This window comes from Allobosea minatitlanensis, assembly GCF_964020775.1.
Map to the genome: position 1 here is coordinate 2,629,208 of NZ_OZ224509.1, position 18,065 is coordinate 2,647,272.

At 70.0% G+C, this 18,065-nt stretch carries 17 protein-coding genes; 2 read left to right on the forward strand and 15 right to left on the reverse strand.

The window, feature by feature from the left end; genetic code table 11:
• The first annotated feature begins 260 nt into the window (after positions 1-260).
• A complete protein-coding gene (locus ACWH43_RS13005; RefSeq protein ID WP_260348355.1) occupies positions 261-971 on the forward strand; it encodes a YcbK family protein in 711 nt (236 codons plus the stop codon).
• 30 nt (positions 972-1,001) lie between these two features.
• Here the strand turns inward: ACWH43_RS13005 and tam are convergent, their stop codons facing one another.
• From tam to ACWH43_RS13040, 7 genes are all read right to left on the reverse strand, one after another.
• Positions 1,002-1,850 (reverse strand): trans-aconitate 2-methyltransferase, encoded by an 849-nt coding sequence (gene tam / locus ACWH43_RS13010; RefSeq protein ID WP_260348422.1) that lies wholly within the window; start codon positions 1,848-1,850, stop codon positions 1,002-1,004.
• A 37-nt stretch (positions 1,851-1,887) separates the two neighbouring features.
• Complete coding sequence (locus ACWH43_RS13015; protein ID WP_158443669.1) at positions 1,888-3,048, reverse strand: AGE family epimerase/isomerase; 1,161 nt, start codon at positions 3,046-3,048, stop codon at positions 1,888-1,890.
• A 9-nt stretch (positions 3,049-3,057) separates the two neighbouring features.
• Positions 3,058-3,792 carry an amino acid ABC transporter ATP-binding protein gene (locus ACWH43_RS13020; protein ID WP_375797013.1) on the reverse strand — a complete coding sequence of 245 codons (735 nt, stop codon included), beginning with the start codon at positions 3,790-3,792 and terminating at the stop codon, positions 3,058-3,060.
• A gap of 177 nt (positions 3,793-3,969) precedes the next feature.
• Positions 3,970-4,806, reverse strand: coding sequence for a transporter substrate-binding domain-containing protein (locus tag ACWH43_RS13025; protein ID WP_158443671.1), 837 nt, complete (start codon positions 4,804-4,806; stop codon positions 3,970-3,972).
• A 96-nt stretch (positions 4,807-4,902) separates the two neighbouring features.
• On the reverse strand, positions 4,903-5,553 hold the full coding sequence (locus ACWH43_RS13030) for an amino acid ABC transporter permease (protein WP_158443672.1): 651 nt from the start codon (positions 5,551-5,553) through the stop codon (positions 4,903-4,905).
• Between the two features lie 8 nt (positions 5,554-5,561).
• Positions 5,562-6,230 (reverse strand): amino acid ABC transporter permease, encoded by a 669-nt coding sequence (locus tag ACWH43_RS13035; RefSeq protein WP_158443673.1) that lies wholly within the window; start codon positions 6,228-6,230, stop codon positions 5,562-5,564.
• 565 nt (positions 6,231-6,795) lie between these two features.
• Positions 6,796-8,124: an aspartate aminotransferase family protein gene (locus tag ACWH43_RS13040; protein ID WP_260348356.1), complete on the reverse strand. Its 1,329-nt coding sequence runs from the start codon at positions 8,122-8,124 to the stop codon at positions 6,796-6,798.
• A 136-nt stretch (positions 8,125-8,260) separates the two neighbouring features.
• Here ACWH43_RS13040 and ACWH43_RS13045 point away from each other — a divergent pair, with 136 nt between their 5' ends.
• Complete coding sequence (locus tag ACWH43_RS13045; protein WP_158443675.1) at positions 8,261-9,052, forward strand: IclR family transcriptional regulator; 792 nt, start codon at positions 8,261-8,263, stop codon at positions 9,050-9,052.
• 8 nt (positions 9,053-9,060) lie between these two features.
• On the opposite strand, the gene ACWH43_RS13050 is transcribed toward ACWH43_RS13045, so the two are convergent.
• The 8 genes from ACWH43_RS13050 to ACWH43_RS13085 all read right to left on the reverse strand — a co-directional run bounded on the left by ACWH43_RS13050 (position 9,061) and on the right by ACWH43_RS13085 (position 17,768).
• Positions 9,061-10,008, reverse strand: coding sequence for an ABC transporter permease (locus tag ACWH43_RS13050; RefSeq protein ID WP_158448316.1), 948 nt, complete (start codon positions 10,006-10,008; stop codon positions 9,061-9,063).
• Complete coding sequence (locus ACWH43_RS13055; protein WP_158443676.1) at positions 10,005-10,874, reverse strand: ABC transporter permease; 870 nt, start codon at positions 10,872-10,874, stop codon at positions 10,005-10,007. The genes ACWH43_RS13050 and ACWH43_RS13055 overlap by 4 nt, the downstream gene beginning before the upstream one ends.
• A gap of 40 nt (positions 10,875-10,914) precedes the next feature.
• Entirely contained in the window at positions 10,915-12,456 is a 1,542-nt protein-coding gene (locus ACWH43_RS13060) for an ABC transporter substrate-binding protein (RefSeq protein ID WP_158443677.1), read from the reverse strand.
• A 32-nt stretch (positions 12,457-12,488) separates the two neighbouring features.
• A complete protein-coding gene (locus ACWH43_RS13065) occupies positions 12,489-13,997 on the reverse strand; it encodes a M81 family metallopeptidase (protein ID WP_158443678.1) in 1,509 nt (502 codons plus the stop codon).
• 186 nt (positions 13,998-14,183) lie between these two features.
• A complete protein-coding gene (locus ACWH43_RS13070) occupies positions 14,184-15,146 on the reverse strand; it encodes an ABC transporter ATP-binding protein (protein WP_158443679.1) in 963 nt (320 codons plus the stop codon).
• A complete protein-coding gene (locus ACWH43_RS13075; RefSeq protein WP_158443680.1) occupies positions 15,143-15,955 on the reverse strand; it encodes an ABC transporter ATP-binding protein in 813 nt (270 codons plus the stop codon). Before ACWH43_RS13075 ends, ACWH43_RS13070 begins: the two co-directional genes overlap by 4 nt.
• Positions 15,952-16,830 (reverse strand): ABC transporter permease, encoded by an 879-nt coding sequence (locus tag ACWH43_RS13080; RefSeq protein WP_260348357.1) that lies wholly within the window; start codon positions 16,828-16,830, stop codon positions 15,952-15,954. Before ACWH43_RS13080 ends, ACWH43_RS13075 begins: the two co-directional genes overlap by 4 nt.
• Positions 16,827-17,768, reverse strand: a complete 942-nt coding sequence (locus tag ACWH43_RS13085) for an ABC transporter permease (protein ID WP_158443681.1) — start codon at positions 17,766-17,768, stop codon at positions 16,827-16,829. Before ACWH43_RS13085 ends, ACWH43_RS13080 begins: the two co-directional genes overlap by 4 nt.
• Positions 17,769-18,065 lie beyond the last annotated feature (297 nt).

An 18,065-nucleotide genomic window follows, 5' to 3' on the forward strand; every position in this document is an offset into this window, starting at 1 on the left:
GCAAGACTCCGCCGCGCCGCACAATCGCGCAGGCGGGTTGTATGCGGCGCAGGATGAGGCAAAATCATCCCGCCCCGGCCTGCTCCGACAGCCGCGAGGCGAAATTCGGCCGCAAATGCGCATTTTTTGCGCGGTTGGCCCCTATGCATTCATTCACCCTGCCCGAATCGCCCGCGGCAGGGCCGCTTTTCAAAGGTCGCCTTCATGCCTTCACCGACCCGGACCGCTCATGCCGCGCTGCCGATAGCGGCCCGCGCCGCGTGAGGTCCGCCGGCCTGCCGGCGAGCCTGGCGCTCGCCGCCCTCCTTGCCCTCCCGACCGCAAGCCTCGCCCAGTCCGGCGAGAGCATGCGCGCGCCGCTGCCGCCGCAGCGGCCCTTCGACCTCGACCTGGAGGGCACGCCGAAGCTGCCGCCGATCGTCATCCCGCCCCGCGCGCCTTCGCCGCAGGAGACGCCGGAGAGCCCGGCCGTCGCGGAAACCCCGCCCGCCGCGCCCTCGGCCGAAACCCCGGAGCCGGAGGCGCCGGCCACGGAAACCCCTCCGGCGGAAGGCGCCTCCCCCGCCCTCGGCGGGCCCGACGAGGACGAGGGCCCGGAATGGCCGAAGCTCACCCCCGGCCAGAAGGCCGGAGCCGAGCCCGCATTCGACCCGAACGAGAAAGCCGAGCATCCCGGCATCTCGACCGATCCAGGCACCTCGATCGCCTGCCTGCCGGAGCGGCTGAAGGGGATTCTCGGCAAGATCGTCGAGAAATACGGGGCGGTGAAGGTGACCTCGGCCTGGCGGCCGCCCTGGCGGGCGCGGCGCAACTCCTATCACCGGCGCTGCGAGGCGATGGATTTCCGCGTGCCGGGCGTCCGGCCGCGGGTCGTCCTCGAATGGGCCCGGACGCTGCCGGAGGTCGGCGGCAACCATGTCTACTGGAACGGGCTGATCCATATCGACACCGGGCCGCGCCGGCCCTGGTGAGCCCGCGGCGCGGCGCGGCGTCCCGGCCGCTCAGGCCGCCGCCCGCGTCGCCACGATGAACAGCCGCGGGAAGCGCAGCAGCACCTTGCCGTCCGGCTCGGCCGGATAGGCCTGCGCGATGCGCTCCCGGTAGCGCGCGATGAAGCCTGCGCGCTGCTCGGCCGGCAGCGGGTCGAGATAGGGCTTCAGCCCGGTGCTCTTGAACCATTCGACGATCGCGTCGGCGCCGTCCAGGGCGTGGACATAGGTCGTCCGCCACAGGTCGCTCGCGCAGCCGGCGGCCGCGAGCCAGCGGCGGTAGTCGGAGAAGCTGCCGATCGAGGCCCGCGCCTCGGCGGCCCCGGCGAGGCGCGCCGCCCAGGGGCCTTCCGCCGCGGTCTCCGCCATGGCCCGATGCGAGGGCTCGGCGAGGTTGTCGGGCATCTGCACCGCCAGCACGCCGCCCGGCTTCAGCGCCGCGGCGAGGCGCGCGAACAGGGCGGCATGGTCGGGCAGCCATTGCAGCACCGCATTGGCGAAGATCAGGTCGTAGCGGGACTCGGCCGACCATGTGTCGAGATCCGCCAGGGCAAAGGCGAGTCCCGGCAGGCGCTTGCGCGCCTTCTCGATCATGTCGGGTGAGGAATCGAGCCCGCTGACCTCGGCTTGCGGGAAGCGGGCCGCCACCAGCTCCGTGCTGTTGCCCGGGCCGCAGCCGATGTCGATGCAGCGGGCCGGCGCCGCCAGCCTGACGCGCTGGAGCAGGTCGAGCGAGGGGCGGGTGCGCTCATCCTCGAAGCGCAGATATTGCTCGGCATCCCAGTCGGGTTTGGCGGCCATGTCGCAGTCCAGTCCGTTGCGCGCCCCGGCCCCGAAGCGGCGCCCCGGAACGAAGGCAATCTAGGGCGGCCGCGCCCCGGAGGCCAGAACGCCGCCTTCAGGCCGCCTGCCCGCCCGGGCCGGAAGGCGGCGGCAGGACCCGCAGCGTCTCGGCCAGGCAGAGGAAGAGGTGATAGAGCACGCGCGCGGGCAGCGCGACCGGCAGCGGCGCGCCGGCCCGGTCGAGCTGGTTGCGCCAGAGCCCGGTCCGCGCATCGATGAAATGCGCGAAGATCAGGCCGAGATGGTGCGTCAGCCGGTCCGCCGCCTCCGCCTCGCCGGCGAACTCGAAGCGCGCGCCGAGCGCCTTGACGAATTCCGTCTGCGGCCAGAGCAGCTTGGTCGCGGCGACGGGCGTGCCGTCGGTCTCGACGCCGTCGAGCACGAGCGGCGGGCACCCCGGATCGCGGTCGAGCCCCTGGGCGAGGCCGAAGCGATGGAGCCCGTCTGCCAGCCTGCGCGCCGGCTCCCAGCCGGTCAGGCGCTGGTGGTGATGCAGCAGCCAGACCCATTCGAACTGATGCCCCGGCTCGCGCAGCCGGCCGGCGGCGCCAGCGACAGGCTGCCAATTCATATCGAAGAACTCGCCGAGCGTGCCCCCGGCATCGATGAAGCGCTCCGCCGCCAGCCGGACGATGCGGTCGGCGGCGTCGAACCAGCGCTGGCTGCCCGTCGCCTCCGCCAATGCGTGGAAGGCTTCGAGCAGGTGCATATGCGGGTTCTGCCGCCGCGGCAGCGTGCCGCGGTCGTCCTCGGCATAGCCGCCGAACGGAGCGGCCAGCCCGGTCTCGATCCCGTCCATCGTCGCCTCGGCCAGGCGGATGGCGGCCGCCTCGCCGGTCGCCCGGTGATAATGGGCGCAGGCGAAGAGCACGAAGGCGAGATCGTAGAGGTCGCGGCGCAGGACGCTCGCCGCGCCGTCCGGAAGGAAACGCTTCGGCACATGGCCGTTCGCGGCCTGCGCCTTCAGCAGCAGGTCGAAGCCGCGGCGCGCCGCCTCCAGCGCCGCCGCATCGCCGCTCAGCCGCGCGGCATGGCTGAAGGTGTAGGCCAGGCGCGCCGTCGTCAGCGCGCTGCGGTCGGGCGCCGCGAGCGGGCGGCCATCCGCCGCGAACTCCTCGACATAGCCGCCTTCGCGCGCGTGGGCGCGTTCGATCCAGGCCGGGATCAGCGTGCCGTGGGTCCAGCGTTGCAGGCCGGAAGGCGACAGATCACGCATGGCGGGGCTTCAATGCGCCTGCGTCTGCGCGTGCAGGATCTGGCCGAGGAACTTGCGGGTGCGCTCGTTCTGCGGCGCGGTGAAGAAGCGCTCGGGCGGCGCGACCTCGACGATCTCGCCGGCATCCATGAAGATCACCCGGTCGGCGACCTTGCGGGCGAAGCCCATCTCATGGGTGACGCAGAGCATGGTCATGCCGCTCTCGGCCAGCTCGACCATGACGTCGAGCACCTCCGAGACCATTTCGGGGTCGAGGGCCGAGGTCGGCTCGTCGAACAGCATGATCTTCGGGTTCATGCACAGCGAGCGGGCGATGGCGACGCGCTGCTGCTGGCCGCCGGAAAGCTGGATCGGGTATTTGTGCGCCTGTTCGGGGATATGGACGCGCTCGAGGATCTTGCGGGCGGTCGCCTCGGCCTCGGCCTTCGGGATGCCGCGTACCTTCATCGGTGCCAGCATGCAGTTCTCGAGCGCCGTCAGATGCGGGAACAGGTTGAAGCTCTGGAACACCATGCCGATCTCGCGACGGATGTCCTCGATGCCCTTGAGCCTGGCGTGGACGGCGGTGCCGTCGATGACGATCTCGCCCTTCTGGTGCTCCTCGAGCTGGTTCAGGCAGCGGATCAGCGTCGACTTGCCGGAGCCGGAGGGGCCGCAGATGACGATGCGCTCGCCGCGCGCGACGGAGAGGTCGATGTCGCGCAGGACGTGGAAGTCGCCATAGAACTTGTCGACATGGCGCATCTCGATGATCGTGTCGCCGAGGGCGTGATCGGCGGCTGGGGGAGCGGTCGCGGGCATCTGCAAAAACCGTTCTTGCTGGGCTGGACGCTGCGGCCGGCGCGAAGACGGCCGCAGCGGGTCCTCCGGGAGCGGAGGCGTTCGGGCGGGGCCGGGATCAGGCCGTGGCTCCGCGGACGGTCACCACTTGTCCGAGGAGAACTGCGGCATCGGCGGCAGCTTCGTCAGCGGGACGCCGAACCACTTCTGGTTGATCTTCGAGAGCTCGCCATTGCTCACCAGCTCGGCGATGAAGCCGTTGGCGTAGTCGGCCAGCGCGGTGTCGGCCTTGCGGAAGGCCATGCCGTTGGCCTGCTCCTTCAGGATGATCTTGGGCTCGATGCCGAGCTGCGGATAGTCCTTGGTGAGCTGGGCGAGGACGATGTTGCTCGCGCCGATCGCCTGGACCTGGCCCGAGATCAGGGCCTGCAGGGTGGTGGCGTCGTCGTCGAAGCGCTTCAGCGGCGTGCCCTGCGGGGCGACGGCGCTGATCGCGATGTCCTGCGTCGAGGCGCGGGCGACGCTGATGGTCACCGACTTCAGGTCCTCCGGCGTCTTGATGGCCAAGCTCTTGGGCGCCAGCACATAGATCGTCATGGCGCTGTAGGGGTTGGAGAACAGCACCTGCTTCTGGCGCTCGGGGGTGATGCCGAAGGTCGCGATCAGCAGATCGACCTTGTTGGTCAGCAGATAGGGGATGCGGTTCGGGCCGGTGACCGGGACGAGCTCGAGCTTGACGCCGAGCTTCTTGGCCATCAGCGCCGCGACATCGGCGTCGTAGCCGGCCGGCTGCTGGTTGGCGTCGGTGCCGCCGAAGGGCGGGTAGTCGGTCAGCACGCCGACCATCAGCTTGCCGCGCGCCTTGATCTCGTCGGGCGTCGCGGCATGGGCCGGGGCGGCGTCGAGCGCGGCGGCGGCGAGGCCGGCGACGACCAGCGCGCCGAATCCGCGCCGGCAAATCGTTTTAAACAGGGACATGGGTCGTTCTCCTCATGGGGTAGGCTGGTGTTTGCATCGATGCGTTCCGGGCCTGTCCCTGCCACGAGAGGGGTTTCCCCCTTTCGCGGCACAGGCTCAGCGCGCGGCGACGAGGAGCTTTTGCTCCATCCGCTTGCTGTAGGCCGAAAGCGGCCTGCAGATGACGTAATAGATCAGCGCGACGAGCGCGAAGATCGTGAAGGGCCGGAAGGTGGCGTTGTTGATGATCTGCGCCGCCCGCGTCAGCTCGACGAAGCCGATGATCGAGGCGAGCGAGGTGCCCTTGATGAGCTGCACCAGGAAGCCGATCGTCGGCGGGATGGCGATGCGGATCGCCTGCGGGGCGATCACCAGCACCATCTTCGGCCAGTAGCGCAGGCCGAGCGAGGTCGCCGCCTCCCATTGGCCGCGCGGCACGACCTCGATCGCGCCGCGCCAGATCTCGCCGAGGAAGGCGCTGGCATGCAGCGACAGGCCGAGCGCCGCCGCCGTCCAGGGGTCGACCGACCAGCCGAACAGCCCCGGCACGAAGAAGGCGAGGAAGAGCTGCATCAGCAGCGGCGTGCCCTGGAAGAGCTTGATGTAGCCGGCCGAGACGATCCGGACGCCCTTGAACTCGCTGGTCCGGGCGAGCGCCACCAGCGCCCCGCCGATCGCCCCGCCGAGGAAGGCGACGAGCGAGAGCAGCAGCGTCCAGCGCACCGCCATGATGATGTAGATGATGTCGCCTGATCCGAGTGCGCGCATGGGTCAACCTACCGTGTCGGCTTGCGCAGGAAGGCGCGTTCGATCCCGGCGAAGACCGTCCAGAAGAAGACGGACAAGCCAAGATACAGGCATGTGGCGACGAAATAGACCTCGAAGCTGCGGAAGGTGCGCGACTGGATGTCGCCGGCCACCGCCGTCAGCTCGCTGGCCGCGATCGCCGAGCAGACGCTGGTGTTCAGCATCAGCAGGATGAACTGGCTGGTGAGCGAGGGGTAGATCGCCTGGATCGCCGGCTTCAGGATGATGTAGCGGAAGATCTGGAGCGGGCGCATGCCGAGCGACTTGCCGGCCTCGACCTGCCCCTTCTGGATACTCTCGATGCCGGCGCGGATGATCTCGATGCCGTAGGCGCCGACATTCACCACCAGCGCCAGCAGCGCCGCCGCGTTGGAGGAGAACTTCAGGCCAGCCGCCGGCAGGCCGAAATAGATCACGAAGATCTGGATCAGGAACGGCGTGTTGCGGATGAGCTCGATATATTCGTCGATGATCCGGCGCAGCCAGCCCGGCCCCGAGGTCTTGCCGAGCGCGCCCGCGACCGAGACCACCATGCCGATCGCCATCGCCAGCGCCGAGAGCACCAGCGAATTGAGCAGACCCTGCAGCAGCTCCGGCCAGGCCGCGAAGACGTCGGCAAAATCGAATTCATAGCTCATGCGCGCCGCCCGCCCCGGGCGGCGGCAGCGGAGCCGCTGTCCTGCGCCTTCTTCATCCCATCCTCTCCGTCCGGCCGGAAGCCGGCCTGCTGCCCCTGCGGCAGCATCGCCGCAATCGCGGAATCAGCAAGCCGTCTTCGGCGTGTACCACTGTCCCTGCCGCATGGGCGAACTGCCGTGTGGGCAAGGCCGCGGCGACGGCCGTACGCGGCCCGCCCACGTCCCGACGCCAGCGCGCCCGTCGCCGAGGAGCGGACGCGCGGGGACGCAGTACTGCACTCGGGCAGGCGAAGCTAGAGCGCGCCGAGGCGACGCGGGACCATGCCGTCGTTCCGGACGAGCCGCGCGAGGCGTGACGGGAGGGTAGTCCGGGCCGCCCGGCCGGCCAGGGCGCGCCAGCCGGCGGAAGGAAGGGGAAGGAAGCCGCCGCGCCGGACTTCGGCGGCACCATGCGGCCAGCCCGGGACGCATGCGGGACCGTTTCCGGCGAAGGCGCAGCGAAACATCCCGGACCGCCGCGTCACGGCGTCCGGGATGCCCGGATATCGGTGGAAAAGGCGCGGCGCTACGCCGCCTGCCCCGCCACTTCACGCGCCGCGCCGCGCACCGCCTCCAGCGTGCGGTCGATCACCGCGGCATCGTGCTCGGAGGAGACGAACCAGGCGCCGCGCTCCAGCGCGCGCACGCCGCGCTTCAGCAGCGCATGGGCGAAGCGGCTGTAGGCGACCTTGTCGGCGCGCGCCACGTCGCGGTAGTTGCGCGCCGGCGCGTCGAGCCCGAAGGCGACGTGGAACATCAGCGGGAAGCCGACGACCTGCGCCTTGATGCCCTCCTCCGCCAGGATGGCGCGGATGCCGTCCTGCAGGCGCTGGCCGTGGGCGGAGCTGCGCTCGTAATGCTCCGGCGTCAGCATGGTCTGGGTCGCGACCAGCGCCGCCATGGCGATCGGCTGGGCGTTGAAGGTGCCGCCATGCAGCACGCCGTCGGCGAAGAGGTCGAGGAGGTCGGCGCGCCCGGCCACGGCCGCGACCGGGAAGCCGTTGGCGATCGCCTTCGCCATGATGGTCAGGTCGGGCGTCACGCCGAAGCGCTCCTGCGCCCCGCCCCGGCCGAGGCGGAAGCCGGTGATCACCTCGTCGAAGATCAGCAGCGCGCCATGCCTGCGGCAGGCCGCGAGGGCGCCTTCGAGATAGCCCGGCGCCGGGGCGATGGCGCCCTGGTTGCACATCGCCGGCTCCATCATCACGGCGGCGACGTCGCCCCGGGCGAGCCGCGCCTCCAGCGCCGCGAGGTCGTTCCAGCCGAGGATCGAGAGGCCGTCGCCGGCGGCGGGGTCCTGCCCCCTGCTGCCGATCGCCGGCGTCGGCGCGTCCTCCGGGCCGGCGGCGTTCAGCCCCGGCGCGGTCGACCACAGGATGTTGTCGAACCAGCCGTGATAATGGCCCTCGAACTTGACGATGATGCGCTTGCCGGTGGCGGCGCGCACCAGCCGCATCGCGGCCTGCGCCACCTCCGAGCCCGAGGAGCCGAAGCGCAGCCGCTCGGCCGAGGGCACGCGCTCGCAGATCAGCCTGGCCGCCTCGTATTCGATCGGCATCTGGCCGGCGAAGAGGATGCCCTTCTCGGCCTGGCGCTGCGCCGCCTCGATCACCGGCTTCGGCGTATGACCGAGCACGGTCGCGCCCATGCCGCAGTAATAGTCGATGATGCGGTTGCCGTCGGCGTCGATCAGATAGGCACCCTCGCCGCGCTCGAAGACGAGCGGTCCCGGCACCATGCCGAGCCGGAAGTTGCTGTTCACGCCGCCGGCGATGTAGCGCGCGTTCTCCGCGATCCGCCGCGCCGATTCCTCGAAGCGCAGCGCTGCCGCCTGCTGGGTGCCGTTGCCTGCCACTTGCCTTGCCTCCGATGCTGTCATGCCGACCAGACCAGACCGACCTTACCGTGTAAAGGAACACGAGTTTCGCCTTGCGGAATTATGGGCGGCCGGGCTATGCCGGCGCCGTCACTCTCCGAAAGGCACGGCCGCCATGGCGAAGAAATCCGACAACCCTTACGTCGTGCAGCCCGTGATGAAGGCGCTGAAGGTGCTGGAGCTGGTCGCCCGCCACGGCCACGAGATCGCGCTCACCGCCGTCAGCAAGGAGCTCCGCATCCCCAAGACGACGACCTTCCGCTACCTGCAGACGCTGACGGCCGCCGGCTTCCTCGACCACAACCGCACCACCGACCGCTACAATCTCGGGCCGCAACTGCGCGCCATCGCCCGCGCCGACGCCAGCGTCAGCAAGGTGCGGGAGCTCGCCCGCCCGGCGATGATCGAGCTGATGCACGAGTTCAACGAGACGGTGAACCTCGCCGTGAAGGGCAACGGCACCATCGTCTATATCGACCTGGTCGAGGCCAACCGCTCGCTCAGGATGCAGGCGCGCATCGGCGACAGCCACCCGATGCACTCCACCGCGCTCGGCAAGGCGATCCTCGCCTTCCTGCCGGAGGCAGAGCGCCAGCGCCAGCTCGACCTGCCATTGACCGAGCGCACCGGCCGGACCCTGCTCGAGCGGGAGGAGATCGAGCGCCAGCTCCGGCAGGTGAAGCGCGTCGGCTATGCGACCGAGCTGGGCGAGAACGAGGACGGGGCGATGTGCATCGGCGTGCCGGTCTTCGACGAGGACGGCTATCCGGTCGCGGCGCTGTCGATCTCGGCGCCGCTGATGCGGATGCCGCATTCGCTGGCGGCCAAGGCCGGCGTCAGGCTGCGCGAGGTCGCCGCCGGCATCTCGACCCGGCTCGGCTCGCCGCCGCCGACGACGGCGGGCTGAGGCGGCGCTCATCGGTATTCGATCCGCGGGTCGATCCAGGCATAGAGCGCGTCGACCAGGAGGTTGATCAGCATATAGGCGACCAGGATCACCAGGATGCAGCCCTGGATCAGCGGATAGTCGCGGGTGCTGATCGCCTGGATCAGCAGGCGGCCCAGCCCCGGATAGGTGAAGACCGCCTCGGTCACCACCGCCCCGCCGATGAAGTTCGCCATCATCAGCCCGACGATGGTGACGAAGGGCAGCATCGCGTTGCGCATGATGTGGAGGCCGACGATGCGCCGCTCCGGCACGCCCTTGGCGCGGGCGGTGCGGACATAGTCGGCCCGCGCCTCCCCGATCAGCGAGGCGCGCAGGAAGCGGGCGAGGATGCCCGAGACATAGACGCCGAGCGTCAGCGCCGGCAAGGCGAGGCTGCGCAGGGCGTCGAGCGGCGCCTGCCAGAACGGCACATGGCGCGAGGCCGAGGGCAGCCAGTGCAGCTCCACCGCGAAGAGCAGGATCAGCAGGATGCCGAGCCAGAAGGTCGGCACGCCGAGCGCCAGCGCGCTCCAGCCGCTGAGCATGCGGTCGAGCCAGGAATGCGGACGGACCGCGCTCGCGATCGCGACCGGGATGCCGATGGCGAGCGCCACGAGGATGGCCGCCAGGGCGAGCTGCAGGGTCGCCGGCAGCCGCTCGCCGATCAGTTGCAGCACCGGCTGGCGGCTGTGCAGCGAAGAGCCGAAATCGCCGGCGAGCGCGCGGCCGAGCCAGTCGAGATACTGCACCGCCATGGGCCGGTCGAGGCCGTAGCGCCGGATGGCGGCCGCGATTTCCTCCGGCCCGGCATTCTCCCCGACGATGACCGCCACCGGGCCGCCCGGCACGGCATAGATCATCGCGAAGATGGCGAAGGAGGCGAGCAGCAGCACCGGCAGCATCTGGGCGAGGCGGCGCAGGACATAGGCCGTCATCGCCGCCCCCCGATCGTCGCGCCGGAGGCGTCGGTCTCGTCGCGGTCGAGGATCGCGGTCAGCGCCCGGCCGATCGTGTCGAAGGACAGGATCGTCAGCGTCAGCACCAGCCCGGGCAGCACCGCATAGCTCGGCGCCTCGTAGAGATAGGACTTGCCGGTGCGCAGCATCTCGCCCCAGCTCGGCGTCGGCGGCGGCACGCCGACCCCGAGAAAGGCCAGCGCCGCCTCGAGCAGGATCGCGATCGAGGCGAGCACGATCGCCTGGACCACGAGCGGGCTCAAGGCGTTGGGCAGGATGGTTCGGAACATGATGTAACCCGGCTTTCCGCCGAAGCCGCGCACCGCCGTGACGAAGTCGAGCGAGCGCAGCGTCATCACCTGCGCCCGCGCGATGCGGGCGAAGCCCGGAATCCCGGCGACGCCGACGGCGATCAGCGCGGCGCTCTGGCTGCGCCCGAGAACGGCGATCAGGGCCATGGCGAAGAGGATGTTGGGCAGGGCCAGCAGCACGTCGATGCAGCGCATCAGCAGCGAGTCGCGCCAGCCGCCGTAGAAGCCGGCGACCAGCCCGACCGGCACGCCGACCAGCGCCGCGGTCAGGACCGCGCCAAAGGCCGTGACCAGCGAGGTGCGCGCGCCGTAGACGACGCGGGCGAGGATGTCGCGGCCGAGCTCGTCCGTGCCGAACCAGCTCTCGGACGAGGGCGGCTTCAGCGCGTCGGCGACGCTCTGGCCCAGCGGGTCGAGCGGCAGCAGCCCGGCGAAGGCCGCCGCCAGCGCGACCAGCGCCAGGAAGGCCAGGCTCAGCGCCGCGCCGCGCCGGGCGAGCAGCCGGCGGCCCAGCGAGATCAGGCCATCCCGCATCAGGGGGCGCCGGCCCGGCGCCGCGGATCGACGCGCCGCATCACTTGAACCCGATGGTGCGCGCGACGAAGAGGTTGTCGATGTCGAGCGTCACCCCGCCGATCTTCTCCGAGGCGACGATCAGGCCGACATCGTAGGAATTGGTCGGTATCCCGAAAGCCTCGTCGACCAGCACGCGGTTGAGGTTGTCATAGGCCGCCTTGACCTCGGCCTCGCCGCCGGCCGCGCCGTCGACCCGGGCGATCGCCGCGACATAGTCGGGATGCGGGTGCGGGTCCTTCAGGATCGGGTTGCCCGCGGTGCGGTAGATCGAGTTGGTGGTGACCCGCGTCGGGAACTTCTGGACGTTGCCGACCGCCCCGAAGGTCGCGTCGAAATCGCCGCCGAGCAGCGCCGTGACGTATTCGGCTCCCTGGCGCATGTCGAGCTCAACCGGGATGCCGACCTTGGCGAGCGAGCCCTGCACGACCTGGCTGATCGTGACGGAGGCCTCGTTGCTGCCGTCCACCAGGATCTTCCAGCCCTTCATCGCATCGGCGGAGAGGCCGGAGGCGGCGATCAGCTTCTTCGCCTTGTCGAGGTCGTAGGCGTAGGTCCGGGTGTAGCTCTCGTCGAAGGCCGGGCTCGCCGGCGCCCAGGGCAGCGCCACCACCTTGCCCATGCCGGCATAGCCGACGCGCAGGATGCTCGCCCGGTCCATCAGGTAGTTGAAGGCCTGCCGGAATGACTTGTTGCGGAAGGGCCCGCGCGTCGAGTTGATGCGGAAGACCTGCACGAGCTGGCCCGGCCCGGAGAAGACCTGGAAGCCCGCATCCTTCAGCCGGACGGCACTGCGCGAGGAGCCGTTATAGACGATGTCGACCGCCCCCGATTCGAGCGCGGCGCTGGCGGCGGCGTCCTCGCTGAACACGGTGAAGACGAGGTCCTGCGCGAGCGGCTGCTTCTCCCGCCAGTATTTCGGATTGGCCTTGAGCGTCAGGCCCTGCCCCACGGCCCGGCTGACGAGCGTATAGGCGCCGGTGCCGGCCGGCACGGTCTCGACCGTGTCGATGCCCTTCGGGTCGATCGGGATCAGGAACTGCAGCAGGTCGAGGATCTGCCGGTCCGGCACCGGCGCCTTGAAGTTGATCGTCACGGTGCGCTCGTCGGGCGCCGACCAGTCCTTCACGATCGCCATGGTCGAGAAGACGTTCTTGCCGCGCTTCGGATCGGCGCCCTTCTGCAGGGTGGCCAGCACCGAATCCGCCTTGAACGGGTTGCCGCTGTGGAAGCTCACGCCCTCGCGCAGCGTCAGCGTCACCGAGGTCTTGTCGGGCGCGATCGTCCAGTTCGTCGCCAGGCTCGGCTCCGGCTTCCCTTCCGGCGTGTATTCGATCAGGCTGTCATAGAGGTTCTTGATGACGTGGAAATTCACCGTCGAGAGCTGCTGCGGATCGTAATTCGCCAGCTCGTACAGCACGCCGACGCGCAAGGTCCCGCCCTTGAGCGTCTGGGCGGCGGCGGGCAGCGCCGCCGCGAACGGGGCCGCTCCCGCGAGGGCGAGGCCGGTGATGCAGAATCGACGTCGCGACAGCTTTGTCATCGCTTTCCCCTTCTTGTCGGTTCGGTGTCTCTTCAGCGCGCTCCCGCGCCCGGCTGGGACGAATGCGCCCGCCAGTCGGCGATCTGCTCCAGCGGATAGACCGGGCGCGGAATCCGCCGCCATGGCAGGGTGAAGACGTCGGACTGCCCCGGACCGCGCGTGTCGGCGCGGACGACCTCGGAGCTGATCGGCGCGAAATACTGGAAGTTCGAGGCCGTCTTCAGCACCGCCATCTTATAGGCGGACAGGTCGATGCCGAAGGCCTCGTAGACGCCCGGCACATTGCCGGCGACGCCGCGCAGCTCCGAGATCAGCAGCGTCACGGGACCGACATCGAAGACCGCGACCCGGCCCATATCGACCTCGGTCTGGTGGTTGAAGGCGAGCGGGATCGTCCCGCCCCCGAGCCTGCGCACACGTCCGGTCACCGTCAGCGGCGCGAAGAAGGCCGTCGCCACGTCGCCGCCGAGCGGCAGTGTGACCTCGGCGCCCTCGCCCGCGGCGGTCAGCGTCGCGACCGCCGCGGGCGAGATCAGCGGGATCAGCGCCCGGTTCTCGATGCCGAGCCGCAGCATCGCCTCCAGCAGCAGGTTGCTGTCGCCGGCCGCGCCGCCGAAGACCGTGTCGCCGGTGTCGCTCAGCACCACCATGCCGCGCGGCGCCGCATCGGCCCGGCGCACGGCATCGTCGACCGACACCGCCTCGCGGCGCTGGAAGTCGTCGCGCAGCGACCAGGCGAGATCGGCGAGCTCGTCGGCCAGCTTCTCCGCCAGGGCCCGGTCGCCGTCGGTGACGACGATGGTCGACCAGCCGCCCTCCGCGACGTCGAGCCAGGGCTGCATCGGATAGTTCGAGGCCTGGAGCACGCGACGGTCGGCCTCCAGCGCCCGCGCCCGGTCGAACCAGAGCTTCATCGGCCCCTGTGCGGTCAGGAACTGCTCCTGATGCGAGAGCAGCGGAATCTTGCGCCAGGCCATCACCGGCCTGCATTTCTCCCGCAGGATGCGCAGCAGCACCTCGGTGCCGACCTTGCCGGTGTCGAACACGTCGTGCGGCTGGGTGCGGTGGCCGACGATGGCCGTGCAGTTGGCCATGATCTTGCGGGTGATGTTGGCGTGGTGGTCGAGCCCGAGCAGGATCGGCACATCGGGGCCGAGGATGCTGCGGCAGAGCTCTGCCTGCTCGCCCTCGACATCGTCGATGCCCTCGGCGGCGCAGGCGCCGTGCAGGTGCAGGACGAGGCCGTCGATTGGCCCGACCGTCTCGAGCCCGGCGCGGATCTTGGCCTGGAAGAAGTCGAAGGCCTGGCGCGAGATGCGCCCGCCCGCCACCGCCCAGGCGCGGATGATCGGGATCGTCTCGATGTCGAGGCCGGATTCCCGCACCGCCGCGTAATGGCCGCCGATCTGGCCGATCTCGCCGAAATGCCGGGCGATCTCCGCGCCCTCATAGCGGCCGAAGGCCTCGAAATCCGCGAGCGTCGTCAACTGCGGATTGAAGTCGTTCGTTTCCTGAACGATGTGGATCAGCGCCAGGCGCACAGCGACCTCCCGGAAAGCAATGACGAGTGCCCGTGGAACCGGGCGAATCAACCGTCGGCGCGGCGCGGCAGCGGCCGCATCGGCCCCCGGCCAGGGCCGGAGGGGCAGCCCGCGCCACCGTCGAAAGCCTAGTTGTCACAAACATTTCACGTCAAGGATCGACCGTTCCGCCAGAAGGAACCGGCGTCAGCCTGCCGGGGACGATCCGGCCGGCCAGTAGCGGCAGGAGACTCCGTGTCCCTCCGCCACCTCGTGCCATTCGGGCGTTCCGGCACCTTCGTGGTCGACGCCGTGGACGCAAGCCCCGCCATCGCCTTCGAGGAAGCGCAGATCCGGCGGCGCCTGCCGCAGGCGCTCGCGCTGCAACCGGGGATCGGGCACCGGCACGGCGTCGAGGAGGAGCCGCGTATAGGGATGGGCCGGGCTGTCATAGACCTGGTCCGCGCTGCCCATCTCGACGATGCGCCCGCGGAACATCACCGCGACGCGATGCGCCATCTCGCGCACGATGGCGAGGTCGTGCGCGATGAAGAGATAGGAGAGGCCGAGCTTCTCCTGCAGCGATTGCAGGAGCGCGACGATCTGCGCCTGGGTGCGCACGTCGAGCGCCGAGACCGGCTCGTCGCAGACGACGAAATCGGGATTGACCGCCAGCGCGCGGGCGATGACGACGCGCTGGCGCTGCCCGCCGGAGAATTCATGCGGATAGCGCCGCATCATCGTCGGATCGAGATTGACCAGCTCCAGCAGCTCTTCAACACGCTCCCGGACGCGATTCGCCGGCACGCTGCGATGCACCTGCAAGGGCTCGCTCAGGATCTGGCCGATGGTCATGCGCGGATGCAGGCTGGAATAGGGGTTCTGTAGGACGAACTGCATGTGCCGGCGCATCCGGCGCAGCGCGCCGGCCGGCATCGTCGTCAATTCCTGCCCGAGCAGCCGGACGGAGCCGCCGCTCGCCTTCTGGAGCTGGAGGATGGCGCGCCCGGCCGTGGTCTTGCCCGAGCCGGACTGGCCGACGAGCCCGAGCGTCTGCCCGGGCGCGATCTCGAAGGACAGGCGCTCCACGGCCCTGACCGGCGGCGCGCCGCGCCGGGCCGGAAACAGCACCGAGAGATCGCGGACCTGCAGCAGCGGCGCGGCCGTCATCGGATTGCCCCCGCCCCTTGCAGCCGCGGCACGGCGTCGAGCAGCGCCCGCGTATAGGCGTGCTGCGGCGCGGAAAAGACGTCGTCGACGAGCCCGGTTTCGACGATCTCGCCGCGATACATCACATTGACCCGGTCGACCATGCCGGCGACCACGCCGAAATCATGGGTGATCAGCATCAGCGCCATGCCGCGCTCCTCCCTGAGCCGCAGCAGCAGCCGCAGGATCTGCGCCTGCACGGTGACGTCGAGCGCCGTGGTCGGCTCGTCGGCGATCAGCAGGTCCGGCTCGCAGGAGATCGCGATGGCGATCAGGATGCGCTGGCGCTGGCCGCCGGAGAACTGGTGCGGGAAATCGTCGATGCGCCGCGCCGGCTCGGGAATGCCGACGAGGTCGAGCAGTTCGATGCCGCGCTCGCGCGCCGCCCTGCCCGACAGGCCGAGATGGCGGCGCAGCATGTCGGCCATCTGGGCGCCGATGCTCATCACCGGGTTGAGCGAGGTCATCGGGTCCTGGAAGACCATGGCGATGCGCCGGCCGCGCAGGTCGCGCATCTCCTCCTCGCCGAGCCCGAGCAGCTCCTGCCCCCAGAAGGCGACCGAACCGCCGAGCGCGATCGAGGCGCCCTCGGGCGCCAGCCGCATCAGCGCCTTGGCGGTGACGCTCTTGCCGCAGCCGGATTCGCCGACGAAGCCGACCGCCTCGTCGGCGTTGATGTCGAAGGAGACGCCGCGCACCGCCCGGATCACCTCGCGGCGCGTCGTCACGGTCGCGGTCAGGTCGCGCACCCGCAGCAAGGGGCCGGTCATCGCACGCTCCCCACGTCGAGCACCTCGCGCAAGCCGTTGGCGATGATGATGAAGGTCAGCGTCGCGAAGACGATCGCGGCGGCCGGGCCGATCACCGTCAGCGGCGCGAGCTCCATGAACTGGCGCGCCTCGGACAGCATGCCGCCCCAGTTCGGATCGGGCGGCGGCGGGCCGAGCCCCAGGAAGGACAGCGCCGTCACGGTGAAGATGGTCTGCGACAGGGTCAGGCTGGTCGCGACCAGGATCGGCGAGACCACGATCGGCAGGATATGGCGCAGCACGAGGCGCATCTCGCTCATGCCGACGCTGCGCGCCGCCTCGACATGGTCCCAGCGCTTGACGCTCAGCACCGGCGCCCGCACCACCCGCGCCATGGCGGGCGTGTAGACGATGGCGATGGTCAGGATCAGGTTCGGCACGGTCGGCCCCAGCGCCGCGACGACCGCGATGGCGAGCAGCAGCACCGGAAAGGCGAAGACGACGTCGAGCAGGCGCATGACGATCTCGTCGGTGCGCCCGCCGAGATAGCCCGCCGCCAATCCGAGGATCAGCCCCGCCACCATCGCGATCAGCACGGCCGTCACGGTGATGAGCAAAGTCGTGCGCCCGCCGACGATGAGACGGCTCAGCACGTCCCGCCCGATCGAATCCGTGCCGAGCCAATGGGCGGCGGTCGCCGGGGCGAGCGAATCCGGCGAGGTCGCGGAGGGATCGTAGGGCGCGACCAGCGGCGCGAAGACCGTCAGCGCCAGCATCAGCGCAAGCATGGCGAGCCCCAGCCCGAGCAGCGGCCAGCCCTGGCCGAGCCCGCCCCGCCTGCGCACGCCCGGCGCCGCAGCGGCCGCCTGCCCGCTCTCCTGCACGGGCCCGCTCACATCTGCACCCGCGCGTCGATCCGGGCATAGGCGATGTCGATCAGGGTGTTGACCAGCACGACGATGCCGGCGGCGACCAGCACGATCGCCTGGATCACCGGATAGTCGCGGCTGTTGATCGAATCGAACAGGTACTGCCCCATGCCCGGGATGGCGAAGATGGTCTCGACCAGGATGCTGCCGCCGAGCAGCGCCGCGATCTTCAGGCCCGCGGCGGTGACCACCGGCGTCAGCGCGTTGCGCATCAGGTAGTCGCGCAGGATCGTCGCCGGCGTCAGCCCCTTGGCGCGGGCGACCATGACGAAATCCTGGTTGGCGACCTCCAGCACGGCCGCGCGCGTATTCTCGGCGATCGTCACCGAAACGGCGAGCGCCAGCGCGAGCGCCGGCAGCAGCAGGCTGGCGAGATTGGCGAGCGGGTTCTCGAGAAAGGGCGTATAGCCCAGCACCGTGACCTGCGGGAAATAGAGCCCGAAGAGCAGCACGATCAGCGTCGCGACGACATAGTTCGGCACGGCCAGCATCAACCCGTTCCAGAGCCGGACCAGCCAGTCGGTCACGCCGCGCAGCCTTGCGGCCGCGAGCCCCGTCGCGACGCCCATCGCCGCGGCGATGACCGCGGCCAGCAGGGTGAGCTGGATGGTGACGGCGAGCCGGTCGAGCAATTCGCCGAGCACCGGCCGGCGGGTGACGAAGGAGGTGCCGAGATCGCCGGTCAGCGCATGGCCGAGCCAGCGCAGATATTGCGCCATCAGCGGCTGGTCGAGCCCGAGATCGCGCCGGATCGTCGCCAGCACCTCCGGCGCCACGCTCTGCGACCCCGCCGCCGCGATGGCGAAATCGCCGGGAATGGCACGCATCAGCAGGAAGGCGACGAGCGAGACGCCGAGCAGGATCGCCACCATCCAGGCGAGACGCCCGAGGACGAAGCGGGTCATCGGCACGCCTCCGCCGGGAGGCGGCAGGCAGGCTTTGGAGGCTGCGTGGAAATCATGCGAGCCCTTATCCTTCGAGACGTCGCTTCGCGGCTCCTCGGAGGCCCGCCTAAAATGATGCGGGGCTTTTCAGGTTTGTTCTGTATCTCAAACGCGAGGTCATCCCGGCCGGAGCGAAGCGGAGAGCCGGGATCCATGCCTGAACCTTCATCGGAAGCGCTCCGGCATGGATCCCGGGTCTCCCTGCGGTCGCCCGGGATGACGCGCTCTCTTTTTGGGCGCCTGCCCCACTTTGAGATC